Genomic DNA, 17,096 nt, shown 5'->3' on the forward strand with positions numbered 1-17,096 from the left:
AGGATCACGGAGACAATTGCGAGTGAAGGACGGAATGCGACAAGTGCGGGTGCGCCTGATGCGATGGGAGTGTACCGGCGTGCTTCGGGTCGAGTTGGAGCCGCTGGCCGGCGAACTCACTCCGCCCGAACCAGGCGCCCATATCGACGTTTCCATTCTAGACGCGCCGTTGCGCCAATACTCGCTGACGGCGGGCAGCGATACGGGGCATTACGTGCTTGGCATCCGCCGCGAAGTGCAGAGCCGAGGCGGGTCCGAGGCGGTTCACGACCGACTGCGCCCCGGTGACGTCATCGACATTTCTGAACCGCGCAACACCTTTCCCTTGGCGGCGGATGGCGAGGTTCACCTGATCGCCGGGGGAATCGGGGTGACGCCGATTCTGTTCATGGCCGAAGCACTGGCCAAAGTGGGCCGCTCCTATCGCTTCACCTATTGCGCGCGTTCGCGGACCGACGCCGGGTTTTTAAGCGACGCTCTTACCCTTGGTGCGACCCTTCACTTCGATGACGAAGACGGAATGCCCGATCTGGCCCCACTGACTTCAATGGCCCCGGACAACGCGCATCTGTTCTGCTGCGGGCCGGCGCCGATGCTCGACGCTTTCGTGGCGGCCTGTGCGGACCGGCCTGCCGACCATGTCCATATCGAACGCTTCGAGCCCCCGAAACTCGAAGCAGGGGCAGGCGAATTCGTGGTCGAGCTTGCTAGAACCGGGGCCGAAGTCATCGTGCCGTCCGACAAAACTATTTTGGACGCCCTGATCGATGCAGGTCTTTCGCCGGAGCATTCCTGCGGCGTGGGCGTCTGTGGCACCTGCGAAACGCGCGTCCTCGCGGGCGAGGCGGACCACCAGGACCTTGTCCTGACCGACGAAGAACGCGCGGAGGGAGCGATGCTGATCTGCTGCTCCCGCGCCAAGACAGACCGTCTTGTGCTCGATTTGTGAAGCGCGACGACGACCCGGCCAGTGGAGGAGCCAGCCAATGAACGAAATGACCGCTTACAACCTGAAAGAGCCGGTGCCCAACCCGCTCCTCACAGAAACCACGCGCGGCACGCCGATGGGCGAACTCCTGCGTCGTTACTGGCACCCGGTCGGATTGTCTGAAGATGCGACTGCGACGCCGAAGCGAATTCGCGCGCTCGGAGAGGACCTGATCCTGTTTCGCGACGGCTCAGGCACGGTTGGCGTCGTCCACCCGCGCTGCGCCCATCGCGGAACGTCGCTCTACTACGGCAAGGTCGAAGACCGCGGCATTCGCTGCTGTTATCACGGCTGGCTTTTCGACGCCGAAGGCAATTGCCTGGAACAACCCTGCGAGCCGAAGATGGGCGAAGGGCAGCGCGAGAAGGTTCGCCAGCCGTGGTATCCGGTCGAGGAACGGTATGGCCTCATCTGGGTCTACATGGGACCACCGGAAAAGAAGCCGTTGCTCCCGCGATACGAGCTTCTTGAAAACCTTGACGACGGCGAGTTGCTGGAAACCGACGACACCTCTATCGGCGGCGGCGGTCCGGTGATCTGCGATTTCAACTGGTTCCAGCATTGGGAGAACATCATCGACCCGTTCCACGTGGTCGTGCTGCACGGCACGTTCTCGGGTTCACAGTTCGTGCCCGAGATGATGACCATGCCCGACTGCCACTTCACGACCGAGGACTTGGGCGTGCGCACGACCTCTTTCCGCGATCTGGGCGATGGCAAGCGGCTGCGGCGGATTTCCGAGGTTCAGATGCCGACGCTCCGCGTCGTTCCCAGCCCGATCCTTGCCGAGGGAAGATGCCAGTTCATCGGGTTCTGCCTACCGATCGACGATGTGAACTTCCGCATCTACACGGTCGGCCGCGTCAAGACGGCGGGCGAGTTGCGGGGTCATCGTGGCACGCGCGGTGAAGGGAAATACTGGGAAGACCTGAGCGAAGCCGAACGACGCGAGATGCCTGGGGATTACGAAGCCCAGAAAGGGCAGGGCGACAAAACGTGGCACAACCACGAACACCTCGGCACGACCGATCAGGGCATCGCCATGCTCCGGCGCTTTGTCCTGCGTCAGGTCAAGGCGGTGCAGGAGGGTGGCGATCCTGTCGGAGTGGCCTTCGAGCCGGGCCAGGAATGGATCGAAACGCCCGCCGGAAACTGGATCGAAGAACCGGCTTGAGCCCGATATCTATCCCGCATCCGAAAAGCTGGAGATCATCCGCCACGTCGAAGGTTCGCATCTGCCGACGAAACGAACCTTGGACAAGGTGGACTCCCTAGAACCACGTTTTATCGCTGGTATAACAGGTATCAAACCGGCGGGCCTGATGCACTTGAGGACCGCCGCCCCAGACCGTCGCGGGTCTGGATCGTATCCCGGAACCTATTCGCGAGAAGGTCAAGGACCTGGCCCTCATGAGGCGCTCACTGAAGCGAATTCGGGGCCAGGAACTCTATGGAGACGATACGGAGCTTGAATTGAGTGCGCTCTTCTTGGAAATGATCGCATTTCCGACTGCCAACTGGGAGCCGAGGACTTATGAGGTCCTAAATGCTGAAATCGATCGAGTCCTCGAAGAGGAAGGCTGCGAAAGGCCAGCATAAGGGCTTCTGCTACTCTCCTACAGAAGAAAGCGTGGCTATCGGCATGTTCCTTGAGACAATTGTCGTCAACGAAGCCGAGCATATGACTTCTGCCTCCTCTCTCTAATTGGTTCCGCTTAGATGCTGGAGGCGCCTCCGAAAGCTCACTCGTTCTCACGACTGTTAAGGTTGCTGAGGTTGTCCACAAACCGGCGCAACATGTCCGTGAACGCTTCAATCTCCTCGTACGTGAATCCATCAAGGAGCATGCGTTGGCGTTCGAGCGCCTCTTCGAGTATGCAGGCGTGTAGTTCTTTGCCTTTTTCGGTCAACCACCAGCCTCGACTGCGCCCGTTTGCGTGGAGGTCGCCTTTCCGCACCAGCGCAAGCTCCTCCAGCCGCGAGATGCAGCGGCTTACGGCTCCTTTGTCGATCCCTATCGTGTTGGCTGACTCCGTCACGGTCGCCCCCGGCTTTCGCGTGAGCATGACCAGCATGCGCCAATCTACAGCACCAATCCCGAACTTTTCTGCATAAGTCTTGGCCGCGGCTCGCGTGAAACGGTTGGCGGCGAAAGTCAGCAGAACGGTTGGGCTTCGCGAAAAGCTCAAGGTGCGGCTTGTTTCACCATCCTCATCCTCGACGTCGACCAAGAATAGGGAGTCGAATGAATCAAATTCGTTTTTCATGAAGAGACGTTAGACAAACTCTCCGGCGGACAACAGCGGACTTTTTGTTGTCGCCACAACATAAAGTTGACGCAACAACATCGGTTTCTTAACGTGGCGATGCAGCGGGTCGATTCGCCCGTCGCTATTGGGAGGAGTTACTGATGAATGCACCGGTGAGCCGGGCGGCCGCGGGCTGTCCGATGGATCAAGCGTCGCGCGAATTTCAGCCATTCGAGCATAGCGGGATGTATGAGTTCCTCGCTTCGATTCGTGAGGCGGTCCCAATCTTCCATGCGCCGGAAATCGGCTATTGGGTTGTGACGCGCCGAGAGGACATCGAGGCGATCATGCCCGACAGCGAACGATTTTCGGCGGCGTTGGCTACGCAGCCAGTCTTTCCTTGGCCGGAAAGTGTTGGGCGTTACCTGACGGACCGGAAGTTCACCAATGAAGCTGTCCAGGTGGCCTGCGATCCACCACGCCATACCCGCATCAAGACTTCAGCAACCAAGTTTCTGAATATCCGGCAGTTCATGTCCTATGAAGACCGGATCCGCGAACTGGCCCGTAGCTATATCGATAAGATGCGCGGCAAGGACACAGTCGACTTGGTGCAGGCGTTAACCTATGAATTCCCCGCGCAAGTCGTGTTTCTGCTGCTCGGCGTCACGGATTTTGATCCAAGGAAGATCAAAGAATGGGGCGACCTGAGGCTTCATATGATCTGGGGCCATGCAAGCGACCAAGAGCTTGATCAGGCTGCGCGCGATCTGGCTGATTTCTGGGACTACACCGTCGATTTGGTGGAAGACCGCAAACACGCCCCAAAAAACGACTACCCCAGCCTGTTATTCCAGATACGCGACGGCGATGATGACGTTCTGACCGAGAACGAGATCAGAAGCCTTGTCTTCGGCCTCCTTTTAGCGGGGCACGAAACGACGACGAACGCGGCAGGCAACATCATTCTGGAGTTGATGTATCATCCTGAGCAATGGAACGCGGTCGTCGAGGACCTATCGCTTGCAAAGAATGCGGTCGAAGAAGGTCTTCGTCATTCGTCTTCGGTGGTGGCTTGGCGGCGGCAGGCGAAAGAACCGGTGTCAGTCGGAGGGGTCGACTTGCCCGAAGGCGCAAGACTTCTTCTGTCTCTCGCATCTGCGAACCGCGATCCGGGCAAATTTGACGCGCCCGATACTTTTGACATTCGACGTAGCAACGCGAGAGAGCATATGGCGTTCGGAAAGGGGCTCCATCATTGCCTCGGCGCTCCGCTCGCGCGACTGGAACTCCGGATTTTGATCGAAGAACTCGCTACTGCATTTCCCAACATGGAGCTGGCAAACGACGACATCGACTTCACACGGACTCTCTCGTTTCGGGGACCTTCGCGGTTGCCGGTGCGATTGAACGAAGCGCGCTAAGATTTGGGGTGAACATGGTTCAGATCACTTTTGTTCGACCCGATGGAGTGCGCATTCCAGTCAAGGCCGAAATTGGAAATTCCGTCATGGAGACAGCGCAGCGCGCTGGTGTTGACGGGATCATCGCCGAATGCGGCGGAGCGATGGCCTGCGCGACGTGCCATTGTTTCTTCGACCCGGCGACCATGGAGAAGATCGGCCAGCCGGAGGGAGCCGAGGACGACATGCTCGATTTCGCCGCGACCGAGCGCACCGAACACAGCAGGCTAAGCTGTCAGGTGAAGGTGACGCCTGCTTTGGAGGGCGCAGACATCACCATACCCGAGGACCAGTTCTGAGGGACGAGCCCGCCTCAGGGCGGGTAAACGAGTTTTCATTTTCAGGGAGGAAAAACATGAAAACGACAAAGAGGATCCTTGTCGCCGGTATTGCGGCGCATTTTGCGACAGCCGCTTTGGCGCAGGACGACCCGCGTGTGTTGACGATTGCCTCTTGGGCCGGACCCAATCATGTCGTGAACGCCGATATGTGGCCTGCGTTCGTGGACCGCATCGAAGAGGTTTCCGACGGCGCTCTAACCGCCGAGATCAAACTCAATCTGGTGCCGCCGCCGGCCATGGCCGATTTCGTGCTAGATGGCGGCGCCGACATTACCTTCATTTTTCATGGATACAACGCGGGGCGTTTCGTCGTCCCTCAACTGACCGAGTTGCCGGGGGTCGAGGGTAATGCCGAGGCTGCCTCGATTGCGTATTGGCGGGTCTGGAAAGAGCATCTTGAAGCTGCCGGCGAACAGGACGAATTCAAAACTATCGCGATGTTTCAACACGGTCCGGCGCAACTTCATTTGACAGAGGAAATCGAGAGCCTTGCCGAGGTGGACGGAATGAAGATCCGAGCGCCGGGAGGGGTCGGCTCAATGGCGATCGACGGGCTCGGCGGAGTAGGTATCCAAGTCCCGGCCACCAAAGTCTATGAAACTTTGTCAGCGGGCGCAGCAGATGCCGTGAGCATGAATGTGGACGGGCGCATCGGCTATAACTTGGATGAAGTTGCCCCGGTGATGTTCGAGGTTCCCGGTGGCCTGTATCGTGGCTCCTTCGCGGCCATCATGTCAAAGGACACGTGGGAGAGCTTTGATCCCGAATTGCAGGCGGCACTCGATAAAAAGATCTTTGGTGAGCCGATGTCGGCCCTGTTCGGGCGCCTCTGGGACGGCGGCGACGTGGCCGCACTCGAAAACACCCGAAGCCTGGGAAATCCGATCATTGAAGCCTCCCAGGCAGATATCGACCACTTTGCCCCGATCATTGAAAACATCAAGGCCACCGTAATGCAGCGAGTCTCTGAGCGAGGTGTGGACGCAGTGGCAGCAAAAGCGATGTTCGATGAAGAGATGGCCAAAGCTATGTCGGAGATCGGCTCTTGATGCGAACGACAATCGAGCGCGCGGTGCAATCGGCCGCGCGCTTGCCCCTCTGGATCGCTGGTGCCAGTCTGCTCACTATGATGGGTCTGACCTTCGCGGATGTCGTCATGCGATCTTTCGCGAGTGCCCCTATCACCGGGGCAGCGGAGATAACCGAGATCCTACTTGCAGCGACAGTTTTTGCCGCCATGCCCGCTACTTCACTCTGGGGCCGGCATATCTCAGTGGATCTGTTCGATAGTTATCTGTTCGCTCGCGCGCGCGACGGCCTGATGAATTTGATTTTCGGGGTGCTTCTCTGGTGGCCCGTCATAAAATGTTGGGAGAGTGCGGCCCGGACAATGGGATACGGCGAGGTGACGCTTTATTTGCGGATACCCGTGGCTTGGCTACTGTTTTTCATCGCAATTGGTCTCGGGCTATCGGCGGCGGCAATGATCTTGCGCGGGATATTTATCCTATTCCTTCCGCGCGTGAATCCCGATGACGGTGCGCGCGGCGTTACCGAAGCCGAGTCGCAATGACACTTCAATTCTGATTTCGAAAAGGACGCTGAAATGACACTCGCCCTTATCGGTTTTGCCGCCGTTCTCCTTCTCGTCTTCCTGCGGGTGCCAATTGCGTTGGCCATGGGGTCTGTCGGTCTTGTGGGATATGGCTATGAAACGTCCATGCAGGCTTCGGTGTCGATGACCGCACGGCTGGTAACGGACTCAGCTCGTGACTATGGTCTGTCGGTTATACCGCTTTTCGTCCTGATGGGGCTCTTCGTGAACCAATCCGGAATGAGCCGCGAAATCTATCGCGCGGCGAACGCGTTCCTCGGTCATTGGCGCGGTGGACTTTCCATGGCGACCATTGCTGCCTGCGGAGTATTTGCGGCCATCTCAGGTTCATCGCTGGCGACTGCGGCCACGATGAGCCGTGTCGCCATGCCCGAGATGCGACGCTATGGATATTCCGATGGGCTGGCGACGGCCTCCATTGCGGCAGGAGGCACGCTGGGTATCCTGATTCCGCCCTCGGTCATACTGATCATCTACGGCCTGCTTACTCAGACATCTATCGCCTCGCTTTTTCTGGCTGGGCTTGTTCCCGGGCTTCTCGGCATTCTATTTTATCTCGCCGCCGTCGCATTCGTCGTGTGGCGCAAGCCAGAGTCAGGACCAAGGGGCGAACGTCAGCCTTGGTCCGAACGGCTCCAGGCATTAAAAGGCGTGGGTGCGGTTGTGGCCCTTTTCGTCTTCGTGATCGGTGGGCTTTACGGCATCCTTGATTTCTGGCCATTGAACCTGAGCTTTTCTCCGACGGAAGCGGCTGGAATGGGTGCAATGGGCACCTTTGTGATCGCTTTGTGGCGCCGGAAATTGCCTTGGCTCGCACTAAAACGCGCACTCGCTGAGACCTGTATCACGTCCGCCGGACTTTTTGCCATTCTGATAGGCGCATGGGTGTTTTCCAACTTCGTGAACATCGTAGGGCTGCCTGAAGCACTCGTGGCATTCGTGACTGGGAATGACATCCCTCCGATTGCGGTAATGGGGCTGATCCTCTTAATCTACATCGTTCTTGGTTGCGTGTTCGAGAGCTTGTCGATGATGGTCCTCACGGTGCCGGTATTTTTCCCTGTTGTAAGCCAGCTTGGTTTCGACCCGGTTTGGTTCGGGATTGTTGTCGTGGTCGTTACTGAAATTAGCCTGATAACGCCGCCAGTCGGCCTAAACGTATTCATCATGCGTTCGGTCGTCGGCGATGTGTCGACCGGGACAATCTTTCGAGGTGTCACGCCTTTCTGGATCGCGGATATCTTTCGGCTTTCCGTGGTTGTCCTGCTGCCGGCAATCGTTCTGTTCCTGCCGCGGCTTTTGAACGGCGCCGGATGAGTTCAGATTTTCAAACGAATGCTATGGTGGAGTTCGGCTACAGAGAAATCGAGATAGCGGCTCGTTGAGTCCAACCCTTTTCTCTGCAATTGGGCAAGGATTGAGCCAAGCGAACTCACGGTTCGCAGCACCTGTGGCCAATACTTTTCGAAATTTTCCGAATAATCTTGAGTTGCGGGCCAAACAGGGAGAAGCAAGAGTAATGTCGGACATCGTCGTCGTCGGGTCAGGGCAGGCCGGAGCCGCCCTCGTCGCCAAGCTGCGACATCTGGGTCACGAGGGGGCGATCACGCTGATCGGGGAAGAGCCCGTGGCCCCCTACCAGCGTCCGCCCTTGTCCAAGGCCTACCTGCTGGGCGACATGACGCTGGAGCGGCTCTACCTGCGGCCCGAGACGTTCTATCCGGAGCATGACATCACGCTCGTGAAGGGCACCCGGGTCGACGCGATCGACCGGGAGGCCAAGCGCGTCCACCTCGCAAACGGTGAAGAGATCGCCTACGATCAGCTCGCGCTGACCACCGGCTCGGTGCCCAACCGCCTGCCCGCCGCGATCGGCGGGGACCTGCCCGGCGTCTACACCGTTCGCACGCTGGAAGACGTGGACGCGATGGCGCATGAATTCGCCGAAGGACGCAAGGTGTTGGTCGTGGGCGGTGGCTACATCGGGCTCGAGGCTGCGGCGGTGGCCGCAAAAAAGGGCATGCACGTCACGATCATCGAAATGGCGCAGCGCATCCTGCAAAGGGTCGCGGCGCCCGAAACCTCGGACTACTTCCGCAAGCTGCACCGTGACCACGGGGCGACCGTGCTGGAAGACGTGGGCCTCGCCCGCCTGACCGGCGGGGAGCACGTGACGGGGGCGGAGCTGACCGATGGCTCGAAGCTTGACGTGGATTTCGTCATCGTCGGCGTGGGCATCAAGCCGGACACTGCACTGGCCGAAGCTGCCGGGCTCGACATCGAGAACGGCATCAAGACGGACGAGAAGGGGCGCACCTCGGACCCGGCGATCTTCGCCGCGGGCGACTGTGCCTCTTTCCCGTACAAGGGCACGCGCATCCGGCTGGAAAGCGTCGGCAACGCCATCGACCAGGCCGAGCTCGTGGCCGAGAACATGCTGGGCGCGGAGAAGGATTACCTGGCCAAGCCCTGGTTCTGGTCCGATCAATACGACACCAAGCTCCAGATCGCCGGGCTCAACACCGGCTATGACAAGGTCATCACCCGACAGGACAGCGAGACGGCGGTGAGCTACTGGTACTACGCGGGCGATGACCTGGTTGCGGTGGACGCGATGAACGATCCGCGCGCCTACATGGTGGGCAAGCGGCTGATCGGGGGCGGCAAGAGCCCGGACCCGGCTGCGGTCGGCGACACGGACACCGACCTCAAGGCGCTTCTGAAAGCGTAGGTTTCTCCCGTCGTGCCCACTGGGAAATCTATTCCCGGTCTTGTCAGAGGAAATTGATCAAGTAGTGTTTGAAGCGGGAATTTCAGCGCCGGTCGCTTTCACAGGCCCTGTCAGAGGAACTTGGCTTGAGGTGGGGCAGGGCGCTGGTTAGCGTTCGAGCAAGCCCAAGCCGAGCCCCTTCAGCTACTTCAAAACTTCGCCCGAGATCATCCGTTTGGCGGTGATGCTGTACTTTCGATTTCCGCTCTCGCTGCGAAATGTAGAAGACCTGCTCCATGAACGCGGGATCGATGTGAGCCATGAGACAGTCAGGTACTGGTGGCATCGGTTCGGGCCGATGTTTGCTGCCGAGATCCGCAAGCGCCGGATTGAGGGAATGCGCTCCAGTCGCTGGCGCTGGCACCTCGACGAAATGTTCGTGAAGATCAACGGTGAGCGGCACTATCTTTGGCGGGCTGTGGATCACGAAGGAGAGGTCCTGGAGAGCTTCGTGACCAAGACCCGGGACCGGAAGGCCGCCATGAAATTCTTAAAGAAAGCAATGCGCAAGCATGGCGGGCCGGAGACGATCGTGACCGACAAGCTCCGGTCTTACGGTGCTGCCTTGAAAGAGCTCGGAGCGGATACGCGGCAGGAAACGGGCCGCTGGGTGAACAACCGCGCCGAGAACTCGCACCTGCCGTTCCGAAGGCGGGAACGTGCCATGCTACGTTTCCGGCGCATGCGAAGTCTCCAGAAGTTCGCTTCCGTCCACGCCTCAGTCTCAAATCATTTCAACCAGGAACGCAGCCTCTCGAGCCGACCCATTTTCAAGGCCAACCGCGCCGCCGCTCTGACCGAGTGGCGTGGTCTCTGCGCCGAATAAGAGGCAGCGATCCTGCCCTAGCTGAGACTGGTTCGAATTAGTCTGCCAGCACCTTTATCGCCAGAAACGCGAAATCGAGATTGCGGAGCAGATCCTTGATGACGCCCAGCGCGACATTTTGAGCTATGGCTGCTCTGAGAGAGCCTATCTCGAAATGCTTTATGAAGCTGGCCGCACGCTTTGCTCAATGGATATCGACTTCAAGATTGTTCGCGCTTACTCGAGCTACCTGAGGCCTTGCCTGGTGCGGTCGCGTAGCCGGGGGTATGGAAGATTTGTGGGTCTTGCGATGCGGTATTCTGATCTCGCTCTAGATAGGATAAGCGAGCGGATCCGGTTGATAGGTAGTGATAAGTGGCAGACTGTTATTGAGTCCGCACTTGACGACGAAATCAATCATATTTCGAAGGAGAAGATAGGGAAAGAAGGCTTCTTAGAGGTTGATCCTCTTTTTGGCTATTATGCTTCCGGCTCTCAGCAAGTTATCAAACGTCTTCGCTCTGAAAAAGGTGTCGATGCTGAGCGCGCCTTTGTGTTGGGTGACCTGCGCTAAGTTTTGAGTTTGCATTAGTCCCAGTCGACCAATTTAACCAATAAGGCACATTAGTTGGAGAAGGTTGGATGTGAGGCCCATCCCCTCCGCCATTAAGTCCTATCTCTGTCAGCGCAATCTTTCTTTCCCTGTTTTCTGCCGTTTTCCCGGGCACTTGGGCTATGCCATCTGACAGAGAGGCGGTCGAAATGCCGTGAGCTGGCGCGATTTCTGCGTTGTGACTCTGTAGGCACCATCACGGGATTCGGTTGACCAAGACGAGTTCAAACTCGCCACACGGCGCCGACTACCCGCCCAGCCCGGTCAAAGGTCAGTCAGCGTCCCCAGTGCGCGTTCGGCGGCGAAGGCGATGGTTTCCGACAGGGTGGGGTGGGCGTGGATGGTCAGGCCGATGTCATCCAGACGTGCGCCCATCTCGATGGCCAGCGTGACCTCGGCCAGAAGTTCCCCCGCGTTGCGGCCCACGATGCTGGCCCCGAGCAGGCGGTTGGCGGCCGGGTCGTAGACCAGTTTGGTCAGGCCGTCCCGACCGCCCGAGGCGAGGTTGCGCCCGCTGGCCGCCCAAGGGAAGGAGGTGGCCTTGACCGTGCGGCCCTCGGCCTTCGCCTGCGCCTCGGTCAGGCCGACCCAAGCGAGTTCCGGGCTGGTATAGGCGACCGACGGGATGAGCGTGGTATCGAGCGCGGCACGGTGGCCGGAGATGACCTCGGCGGTGATGTGGCCCTGATGCGTGGCGCGGTGGGCCAGCATCGGATTGCCGGTGACATCGCCGATGGCGAAGATGCTGGGCACATCCGTGGCACCCGTGGCATCGGCTTCGATCACACCGCGATCCGAGACGCTAAGCCCAGCAGCCTCGGCCCCGACCTTGTCGCCATTGGCGCGGCGGCCGACGGACTGGATCACGGCCTTGGCCTTGATCTGGCCCTCGAATGCGCCGGTGCAGGTCAGGGTGACGGTGGCCTTGGTCGTGGTGACCTCGGTCACCTGCGTGCCGGTATGGGTGGTGATGCCCTCGGCCTCCAGTGCGTCACGCAGGATGGCAACGGCCTGCGGGTCGGCCCCGGGTGCGATCTGGTCCGCGAGTTCGACGACGGTGACCTCTGCGCCAAGCGCGGAATAGACCGTGGCCATTTCCAGCCCGATGATGCCGCCGCCGACGATGGCGAGGGTCTTTGGCACGTCCCGCAGCTCAAGCGCGGAGGTGCTGTCCCAGATGCGGTCGTCCTCGGGCCAGCCCGGCAGTTGCACGGGGGCCGAGCCGACGGCGATCACCGCTTTGTCGAAGCGGATTTGGGTGCCCTCGATCTCGGCGCTGTTGGGTCCGGTCAGAGTGGCTTTGCCTTGCAGGGTCGTGACCTTGCGGCGGCCCGCCAGCCCGGTAAGCCCGCCGGTTAGGTGCCCCACGATCTCGTCCTTCTTCGCCCGCAAGGCATCGAGGTCGAGCTTCGGCTTGCCGAAGGTGATGCCCCAATCGGCCATGTGTTGCGCTTCGCGGATGATTTCGGCGGCATGTAAAAGGGCCTTGGACGGGATGCAGCCTTCGTTCAGGCAGACCCCGCCCAGCCGGTCGCGCGCATCGACGAGCGTGACGGAAAGCCCCAGATCGGCCGCGCGAAAGGCACAGGCATAGCCGCCCGGACCTGCGCCGATGACGAGAAGATCGGTGGTGTCAGTCATGGCATCCCTCAGACCAGCATGTTGCGGGGATCTGCGATCAGGCCCGCGTAGTGGGTCATGAACCGGGCCGCATCGGCACCGTTGATGACGCGGTGGTCGTAGGACAGGTCCAGTGGCACCATCGGGACCGGGCGCGGTGTGTCGCCGTCCCAATGGGTCACGGTCTCGGTCCGCGTGATGCCGAGGATCGCCACCTCGGGCGGGTTGACGATGGGGGTGAATGCCGTGCCGCCGATGCCACCCAGATTGGTGATGGTCATCGACGCGCCGCCCATTTCGTCCTGCCGGACCTTGCGGGCCTGGGCGCGACCGGCAAGATCGGCGATCTCGGCCCCGATCTGCCAAAGTCCCTTGCGGTCCGCGTCCCGGATCACCGGCACCATCAGGCCATGCGACGTGTCCACGGCGATCCCGATATGCACGTAGTCCTTCAGCACGAGGTCTTCCCCATCCGGCGTCAGCGAGGCGTTGAAACGCGGGAAGGCCCGCAACGCACGGGACAGGGCGACCACGTGGAAGGCCAGCGCGGTCAGCTTGACGCCGCGCGCCTGCGCCTCGGCCTTCCAGTTCTTCCGCAGCGCCTCGATGGCCGAGACATCGGCACGCTCGTGGTGGGTCACCGCCGGGATGAGCGCCTGCGCCGCCGCGAGGTTTTTCGAGGCCACCTGCGCGAAGCGGCTCATGGGTTCCTTGGTGACCGGACCATACTGGCTGTGATCGAGATCCCAATAGGAGGTATCCCCAGCACTCGCCGCAGGACGGGCGCTCCCGGATACATCCTCGGCACTGATGGTCGTTCGGCCGAGCTTTCGGGCGAGGGCGTCGATGTCGACTCCCTGTTCGCGGGCGAGACGGCGGGTGGAGGGGCTGGCAATCGTGTCTGACATATTCGCCCCCTACCAGTCGGCGGAGATGTATTGGGTTTCCATGAACTCGAGCATCCCTTCGTGGCCGCCTTCACGCCCCAGCCCGGATTGTTTGGTCCCGCCAAAGGGCGCAGCCGGGTCGCTGACCAGACCCCGGTTCAGGCCGACCATGCCATAATCCAGCCGTTCGCAGACCTGTAAGGCCCGTTTGAAGTTTTCGGAGAAGACATAGGCGACAAGGCCATATTCGGTGTCATTCGCTCGACGGATCACGTCCTCCTGGTCGGTGAAGGTCTGGATCGCGGCGACGGGGCCGAAAATCTCGTCATGAACGCAGTCGGCGTCTTCCGAGACGTTCGACAGAACCGTGGGCGGGTAGAAGTAGCCCTTTCCCTGTGGGACGTCGCCGCCGCATTCGACCTTGGCCCCCTTGGCTACGGCATCGGCCACGAACGCGGCCACCTTGTCGCGGGTATCGGCGTTGACCAATGGTCCCACGTCCACCGACGGATCGGTGCCGTCCCCTACCTTGAGCGCGCTCATGCGCTCGGCAAGGCGCTTGGTGAACGCCTCGGCGATGTCCGCGTGCACGTAGATGCGGTTGGCCGCGGTGCAGGCTTCGCCCAAGTTGCGCATCTTGGCGAGCATCGTGCCTTCGATGGCGGTGTCCATGTCGGCGTCTTCAAAAATCACCACGGGCGCGTTGCCGCCCAGTTCCATCGCCGGTTTCAGCACCTGATCGGCGGCACCTTTCAGCAGCTTTCGACCCACTCCGGTGGAGCCGGTGAAACTGACCACACGCACGCGCGGGTCATGCAGCATGTGATCGACCAGCGCGCCCGTCCGGCGCGACGGCAGGACATTGACCAGCCCCGGCGGCACGCCGGCCTCTTCGAGGATCGGCATCAGCGCGAGCATGGTCAGCGGCGTTTCCGAGGCGGGTTTGATGATGACGCCGCAGCCCGCAGCCAGTGCCGGGGCGATCTTGCGGGTGCCCATAGCAGCCGGGTAGTTCCACGGCGTGACCAGCACGGCGAGGCCCGCGGGCTTGTGCTGCACGACGATGCGGGCGCCGCTGGATGGCGCGTGGGTAATCAACCCGTCCGCGCGCACCGCTTCCTCGGCGAACCAGCGGAAGAATTCGGCGGCGTAAGTCGCCTCGCCCTTGGCGTCCGTTCCGGCTTTGCCGTTTTCCAGCGTAATCAGATGCGCGAAATGGTCGAGTTTCGCGGTCATCAGTTCCCATGCCTTGCGCAGCACCTCGGAGCGTTCGCGCGGCGTGCGCGCGGCCCAGTCGGCCATTGCCGTTTCGGCGGCGTCCAGCGCGGCATCTGCATCGGCGATATCGGCAGAGGCGACCGAGGCCAACACCTCTTCGGTCGCGGGGTTTATCACGTCGAAGCGGTCGTCGGTCTTGCGCCATTCGCCGTTGATGTAGAGATCGGTGTAGTCCATTTCGGTCTCCGGTCAGATCAGAGCAGGTGGCGGAGCGGCTGCTCCACCCGGCCTGCGAAGTCGGAAAGTAGCTGGATCGCCGCGCGCGCTTCCATGTCGGCGGCGGTGCATTCCAGCGTGAGGATCAGCCCCGCGCCGTGCGCGGTGAGCGTGAGAACAGGCGTATCCTCGCCACCCAGATCTATCCCCGTCAGCGATGTGCCACGCAGGTCGCGGATCGTCAGCGCCGGGGCGTCTTCGGTTTCGCTCACGCCGGACAGGGCCCGGCTGGCGGGCAGGGCATAGGTGGTCGATTTGCCGAACCGTTCGACAGCCACCGGGGCGGCGGCGTGCAGAGAGGCGGCGGCGAGCCCGGCGATCACCGCGTCGGGATCGATCGGGCCGTGCGCCTCGGCGATCCAGTCGGTGAAGGATGGAAGGCCATCGCGCGCGATCTCGGCCACGAGCCGGCGCGATGCGGTCGGGGCCGCGGATGCAGGGGCCGCATCGGGCATGGCATGCAGCGTGTCGAGGTCGGCCACATGGTAGGGCTGCGGATGGCCCGCCTTGGCCAGACGTTCAAGGTCCAGCCCCTGTTCCATCGCAAGGCGGCGCGCCTTGGGCGAGGCAAGGATGCGGTCGCCTGTGGCGGCGGCGGGTTTCGGCGCAGGACGTTTTTCTGCTTGTTCAGGCGGCGTCGCCTCGGCGGCGGGCGTCTGCTCCGCCTTGAGCGAAGGCGTCGCCTTGGCGCTGCGGGCCACGGCGTTGTCCGGCTTTTCGGCGCTTATGATGGCGACGGCGGTGCCCACGGGCACCTCTTCACCGGCCTCGGCCAGTGTCGCCGCAAGGTAGCCGTCGCGCCCGGCCTCGACCTCCATCGTGCTCTTGTCCGTCTCGACCTCGAACAACACATCGTCGGCGGACACCGCGTCGCCCGGTGACTTGTGCCAACTCACGAGCAGGCCGGAATCCTGCGTCATGCCAAGCTGCGGCATAGTGACGGCGTGACCTTCGGGCAGGTCATCCGCGGCTTCTTTCGGTCCAGTTTCGACCGGCGCCTGCGACGGGGCGGGGGTGTCATCCTCGGCACTCTCCGAGATCCGGGCGATGACGGCGCCCACCGGCACATCCTCGCCTTCGCCCGCCGTGACACCCGTAAGGAACCCGTCCGCCTGTGCCTCGACCTCCATCGTGGCCTTGTCGGTTTCGACCTCGAACAGCGCGTCGCCCTTCGACACGGCCTCGCCGGGCGACTTCAGCCAAGACACGATCTTGCCCGCGTCCTGTGCCATGCCCAGTTGTGGCATCGTCACGTCATGCGGCATGGATAAGCTCCCCGGCGCAGAGTTTGCGCGCGTTTGCCACCACGCCCTCAGGTGTCGGCACGGTGATGTCCTCGAGCGCGGGGCTGAACGGCACCGGCACGTCCATCGCGCCCATGCGCAGCACCGGCGCGTCGAGATGGTAGAACGCCTTTTCGTTCAGACGCGACGCGATCTCGGCGGTGACGCCGTAGCTTTGGTGTCCCTCGTCGATCACGATGGCGCGCGAGGTCTTCTTCACGCTGTCGAGCAGCGTCTTTTCATCCAGCGGCACGATGGTGCGCGGGTCGATGACCTCGGCTTCGATCCCTTCCTTCGCGAGCATCTCGGCGGCCTTTTCCGCCACCTGCACCATCGAGGATGTGGCGATCAGGGTGATGTCCTTGCCTTCGCGTTTCACGTTCGCTTCGCCGAAGGGGATCAGGTATTCCTCCTCCGGCACCGGGGCCTTGTCCTGATACATCAGCTTGTCTTCGAAGATGACGACCGGGTTGTTGTCGCGGATCGCGGTCTTCATCAGCCCCTTGGCCTCGTAGGCCGATGAGGGCAGGGCGACCTTCAGCCCCGGAATATGCGCGACCAGCGCCTGAAGCGACTGGCTGTGCTGCGCCGCCGAGCGGCGGGTCGCGCCGAGGTTGGTGCGCAGGACCATCGGCACCGACAGCTTGCCGCCAGACATATAGTGCTGCTTGGCCGCCTGATTGCAGAGCTGATCCATCACGAGATAAAGGAAATCGCCGAACATCAGGTCCACGACCGGCCGCGCGCCGGTCATCGCGGCACCCACGGCGAGGCCGACGAAACCGGGTTCCGAGATCGGCGTGTCGATGACGCGGTCGGTGCCGAATTCCTCGACAAGCCCGGACAGCACCTTGAACGGCGTGCCGGCCTCCGCCACGTCCTCACCCAGAATGAAGACGGTCTCGTCGCGCCGCATTTCCTCGGCCAAAGCTTCGTTCACGGCCTGGGACAGGGTGATTTCTCGCATT

The 17,096-nt window shown here is 61.3% G+C and carries 16 protein-coding genes and 2 pseudogenes; 12 read left to right on the forward strand and 6 right to left on the reverse strand.

Annotation, left to right across the window (positions count from 1 at the left end):
- Positions 1-34: 34 nt before the first annotated feature.
- The 4 genes and pseudogenes from HOY44_RS15670 to HOY44_RS15685 all read left to right on the forward strand — a co-directional run bounded on the left by HOY44_RS15670 (position 35) and on the right by HOY44_RS15685 (position 2,693).
- The gene (locus tag HOY44_RS15670; RefSeq protein ID WP_287435902.1) at positions 35-949 is read left to right on the forward strand and encodes a PDR/VanB family oxidoreductase; all 915 of its coding nucleotides are present in this window, start codon (positions 35-37) and stop codon (positions 947-949) included.
- Positions 950-986: 37 nt separating this feature from the next.
- Positions 987-2,162: a Rieske 2Fe-2S domain-containing protein gene (locus HOY44_RS15675; protein ID WP_287435904.1), complete on the forward strand. Its 1,176-nt coding sequence runs from the start codon at positions 987-989 to the stop codon at positions 2,160-2,162.
- Between the two features lie 10 nt (positions 2,163-2,172).
- Positions 2,173-2,413 (forward strand): annotated as a pseudogene (locus HOY44_RS15680) (helix-turn-helix domain-containing protein); the annotation flags it as partial.
- Between the two features lie 121 nt (positions 2,414-2,534).
- The gene (locus tag HOY44_RS15685) at positions 2,535-2,693 is read left to right on the forward strand and encodes a hypothetical protein (protein ID WP_287437292.1); all 159 of its coding nucleotides are present in this window, start codon (positions 2,535-2,537) and stop codon (positions 2,691-2,693) included.
- A 37-nt stretch (positions 2,694-2,730) separates the two neighbouring features.
- Here the strand turns inward: HOY44_RS15685 and HOY44_RS15690 are convergent, their stop codons facing one another.
- A complete protein-coding gene (locus HOY44_RS15690) occupies positions 2,731-3,255 on the reverse strand; it encodes a MarR family winged helix-turn-helix transcriptional regulator (protein WP_287435906.1) in 525 nt (174 codons plus the stop codon).
- A 143-nt stretch (positions 3,256-3,398) separates the two neighbouring features.
- Between HOY44_RS15690 and HOY44_RS15695 the strand changes: the two genes are divergently transcribed.
- From HOY44_RS15695 to HOY44_RS15730, 8 genes and pseudogenes are all read left to right on the forward strand, one after another.
- Positions 3,399-4,661, forward strand: coding sequence for a cytochrome P450 (locus HOY44_RS15695; RefSeq protein ID WP_287435908.1), 1,263 nt, complete (start codon positions 3,399-3,401; stop codon positions 4,659-4,661).
- Between the two features lie 14 nt (positions 4,662-4,675).
- Positions 4,676-4,999, forward strand: a complete 324-nt coding sequence (locus tag HOY44_RS15700; RefSeq protein WP_287435910.1) for a 2Fe-2S iron-sulfur cluster-binding protein — start codon at positions 4,676-4,678, stop codon at positions 4,997-4,999.
- 56 nt (positions 5,000-5,055) lie between these two features.
- On the forward strand, positions 5,056-6,090 hold the full coding sequence (locus tag HOY44_RS15705) for a TRAP transporter substrate-binding protein (protein WP_287435912.1): 1,035 nt from the start codon (positions 5,056-5,058) through the stop codon (positions 6,088-6,090).
- The gene (locus HOY44_RS15710) at positions 6,090-6,614 is read left to right on the forward strand and encodes a TRAP transporter small permease (RefSeq protein WP_287435914.1); all 525 of its coding nucleotides are present in this window, start codon (positions 6,090-6,092) and stop codon (positions 6,612-6,614) included. The genes HOY44_RS15705 and HOY44_RS15710 overlap by 1 nt, the downstream gene beginning before the upstream one ends.
- A 33-nt stretch (positions 6,615-6,647) precedes the next feature.
- Positions 6,648-7,973 carry a TRAP transporter large permease gene (locus HOY44_RS15715; RefSeq protein WP_287435916.1) on the forward strand — a complete coding sequence of 442 codons (1,326 nt, stop codon included), beginning with the start codon at positions 6,648-6,650 and terminating at the stop codon, positions 7,971-7,973.
- A gap of 202 nt (positions 7,974-8,175) precedes the next feature.
- Positions 8,176-9,387 (forward strand): NAD(P)/FAD-dependent oxidoreductase, encoded by a 1,212-nt coding sequence (locus HOY44_RS15720; protein WP_287435918.1) that lies wholly within the window; start codon positions 8,176-8,178, stop codon positions 9,385-9,387.
- A 166-nt stretch (positions 9,388-9,553) separates the two neighbouring features.
- Positions 9,554-10,252, forward strand: a pseudogene (locus tag HOY44_RS15725) (IS6 family transposase); the annotation flags it as partial.
- 154 nt (positions 10,253-10,406) lie between these two features.
- Positions 10,407-10,805, forward strand: coding sequence for a hypothetical protein (locus HOY44_RS15730; RefSeq protein WP_287435921.1), 399 nt, complete (start codon positions 10,407-10,409; stop codon positions 10,803-10,805).
- A 303-nt stretch (positions 10,806-11,108) separates the two neighbouring features.
- Here HOY44_RS15730 and lpdA read toward each other — a convergent pair whose 3' ends face one another.
- From lpdA to HOY44_RS15755, 5 genes are read right to left on the reverse strand one after another with little or no spacing between them, the layout of a single operon-like run.
- Positions 11,109-12,485, reverse strand: coding sequence for a dihydrolipoyl dehydrogenase (lpdA, locus tag HOY44_RS15735; RefSeq protein WP_287435923.1), 1,377 nt, complete (start codon positions 12,483-12,485; stop codon positions 11,109-11,111).
- A gap of 8 nt (positions 12,486-12,493) precedes the next feature.
- Positions 12,494-13,372, reverse strand: a complete 879-nt coding sequence (locus HOY44_RS15740; protein WP_287435925.1) for a 2-oxo acid dehydrogenase subunit E2 — start codon at positions 13,370-13,372, stop codon at positions 12,494-12,496.
- A gap of 9 nt (positions 13,373-13,381) precedes the next feature.
- The gene (locus HOY44_RS15745) at positions 13,382-14,806 is read right to left on the reverse strand and encodes an NAD-dependent succinate-semialdehyde dehydrogenase (RefSeq protein ID WP_287435927.1); all 1,425 of its coding nucleotides are present in this window, start codon (positions 14,804-14,806) and stop codon (positions 13,382-13,384) included.
- A gap of 17 nt (positions 14,807-14,823) precedes the next feature.
- The gene (locus tag HOY44_RS15750; RefSeq protein ID WP_287435929.1) at positions 14,824-16,110 is read right to left on the reverse strand and encodes a biotin/lipoyl-containing protein; all 1,287 of its coding nucleotides are present in this window, start codon (positions 16,108-16,110) and stop codon (positions 14,824-14,826) included.
- A complete protein-coding gene (locus HOY44_RS15755; protein WP_287435931.1) occupies positions 16,100-17,095 on the reverse strand; it encodes an alpha-ketoacid dehydrogenase subunit beta in 996 nt (331 codons plus the stop codon). Before HOY44_RS15755 ends, HOY44_RS15750 begins: the two co-directional genes overlap by 11 nt.
- Position 17,096 lies beyond the last annotated feature (1 nt).

The organism is Maritimibacter sp. (assembly GCF_016774595.1).
GTDB lineage: Bacteria > Pseudomonadota > Alphaproteobacteria > Rhodobacterales > Rhodobacteraceae > Maritimibacter > Maritimibacter alkaliphilus.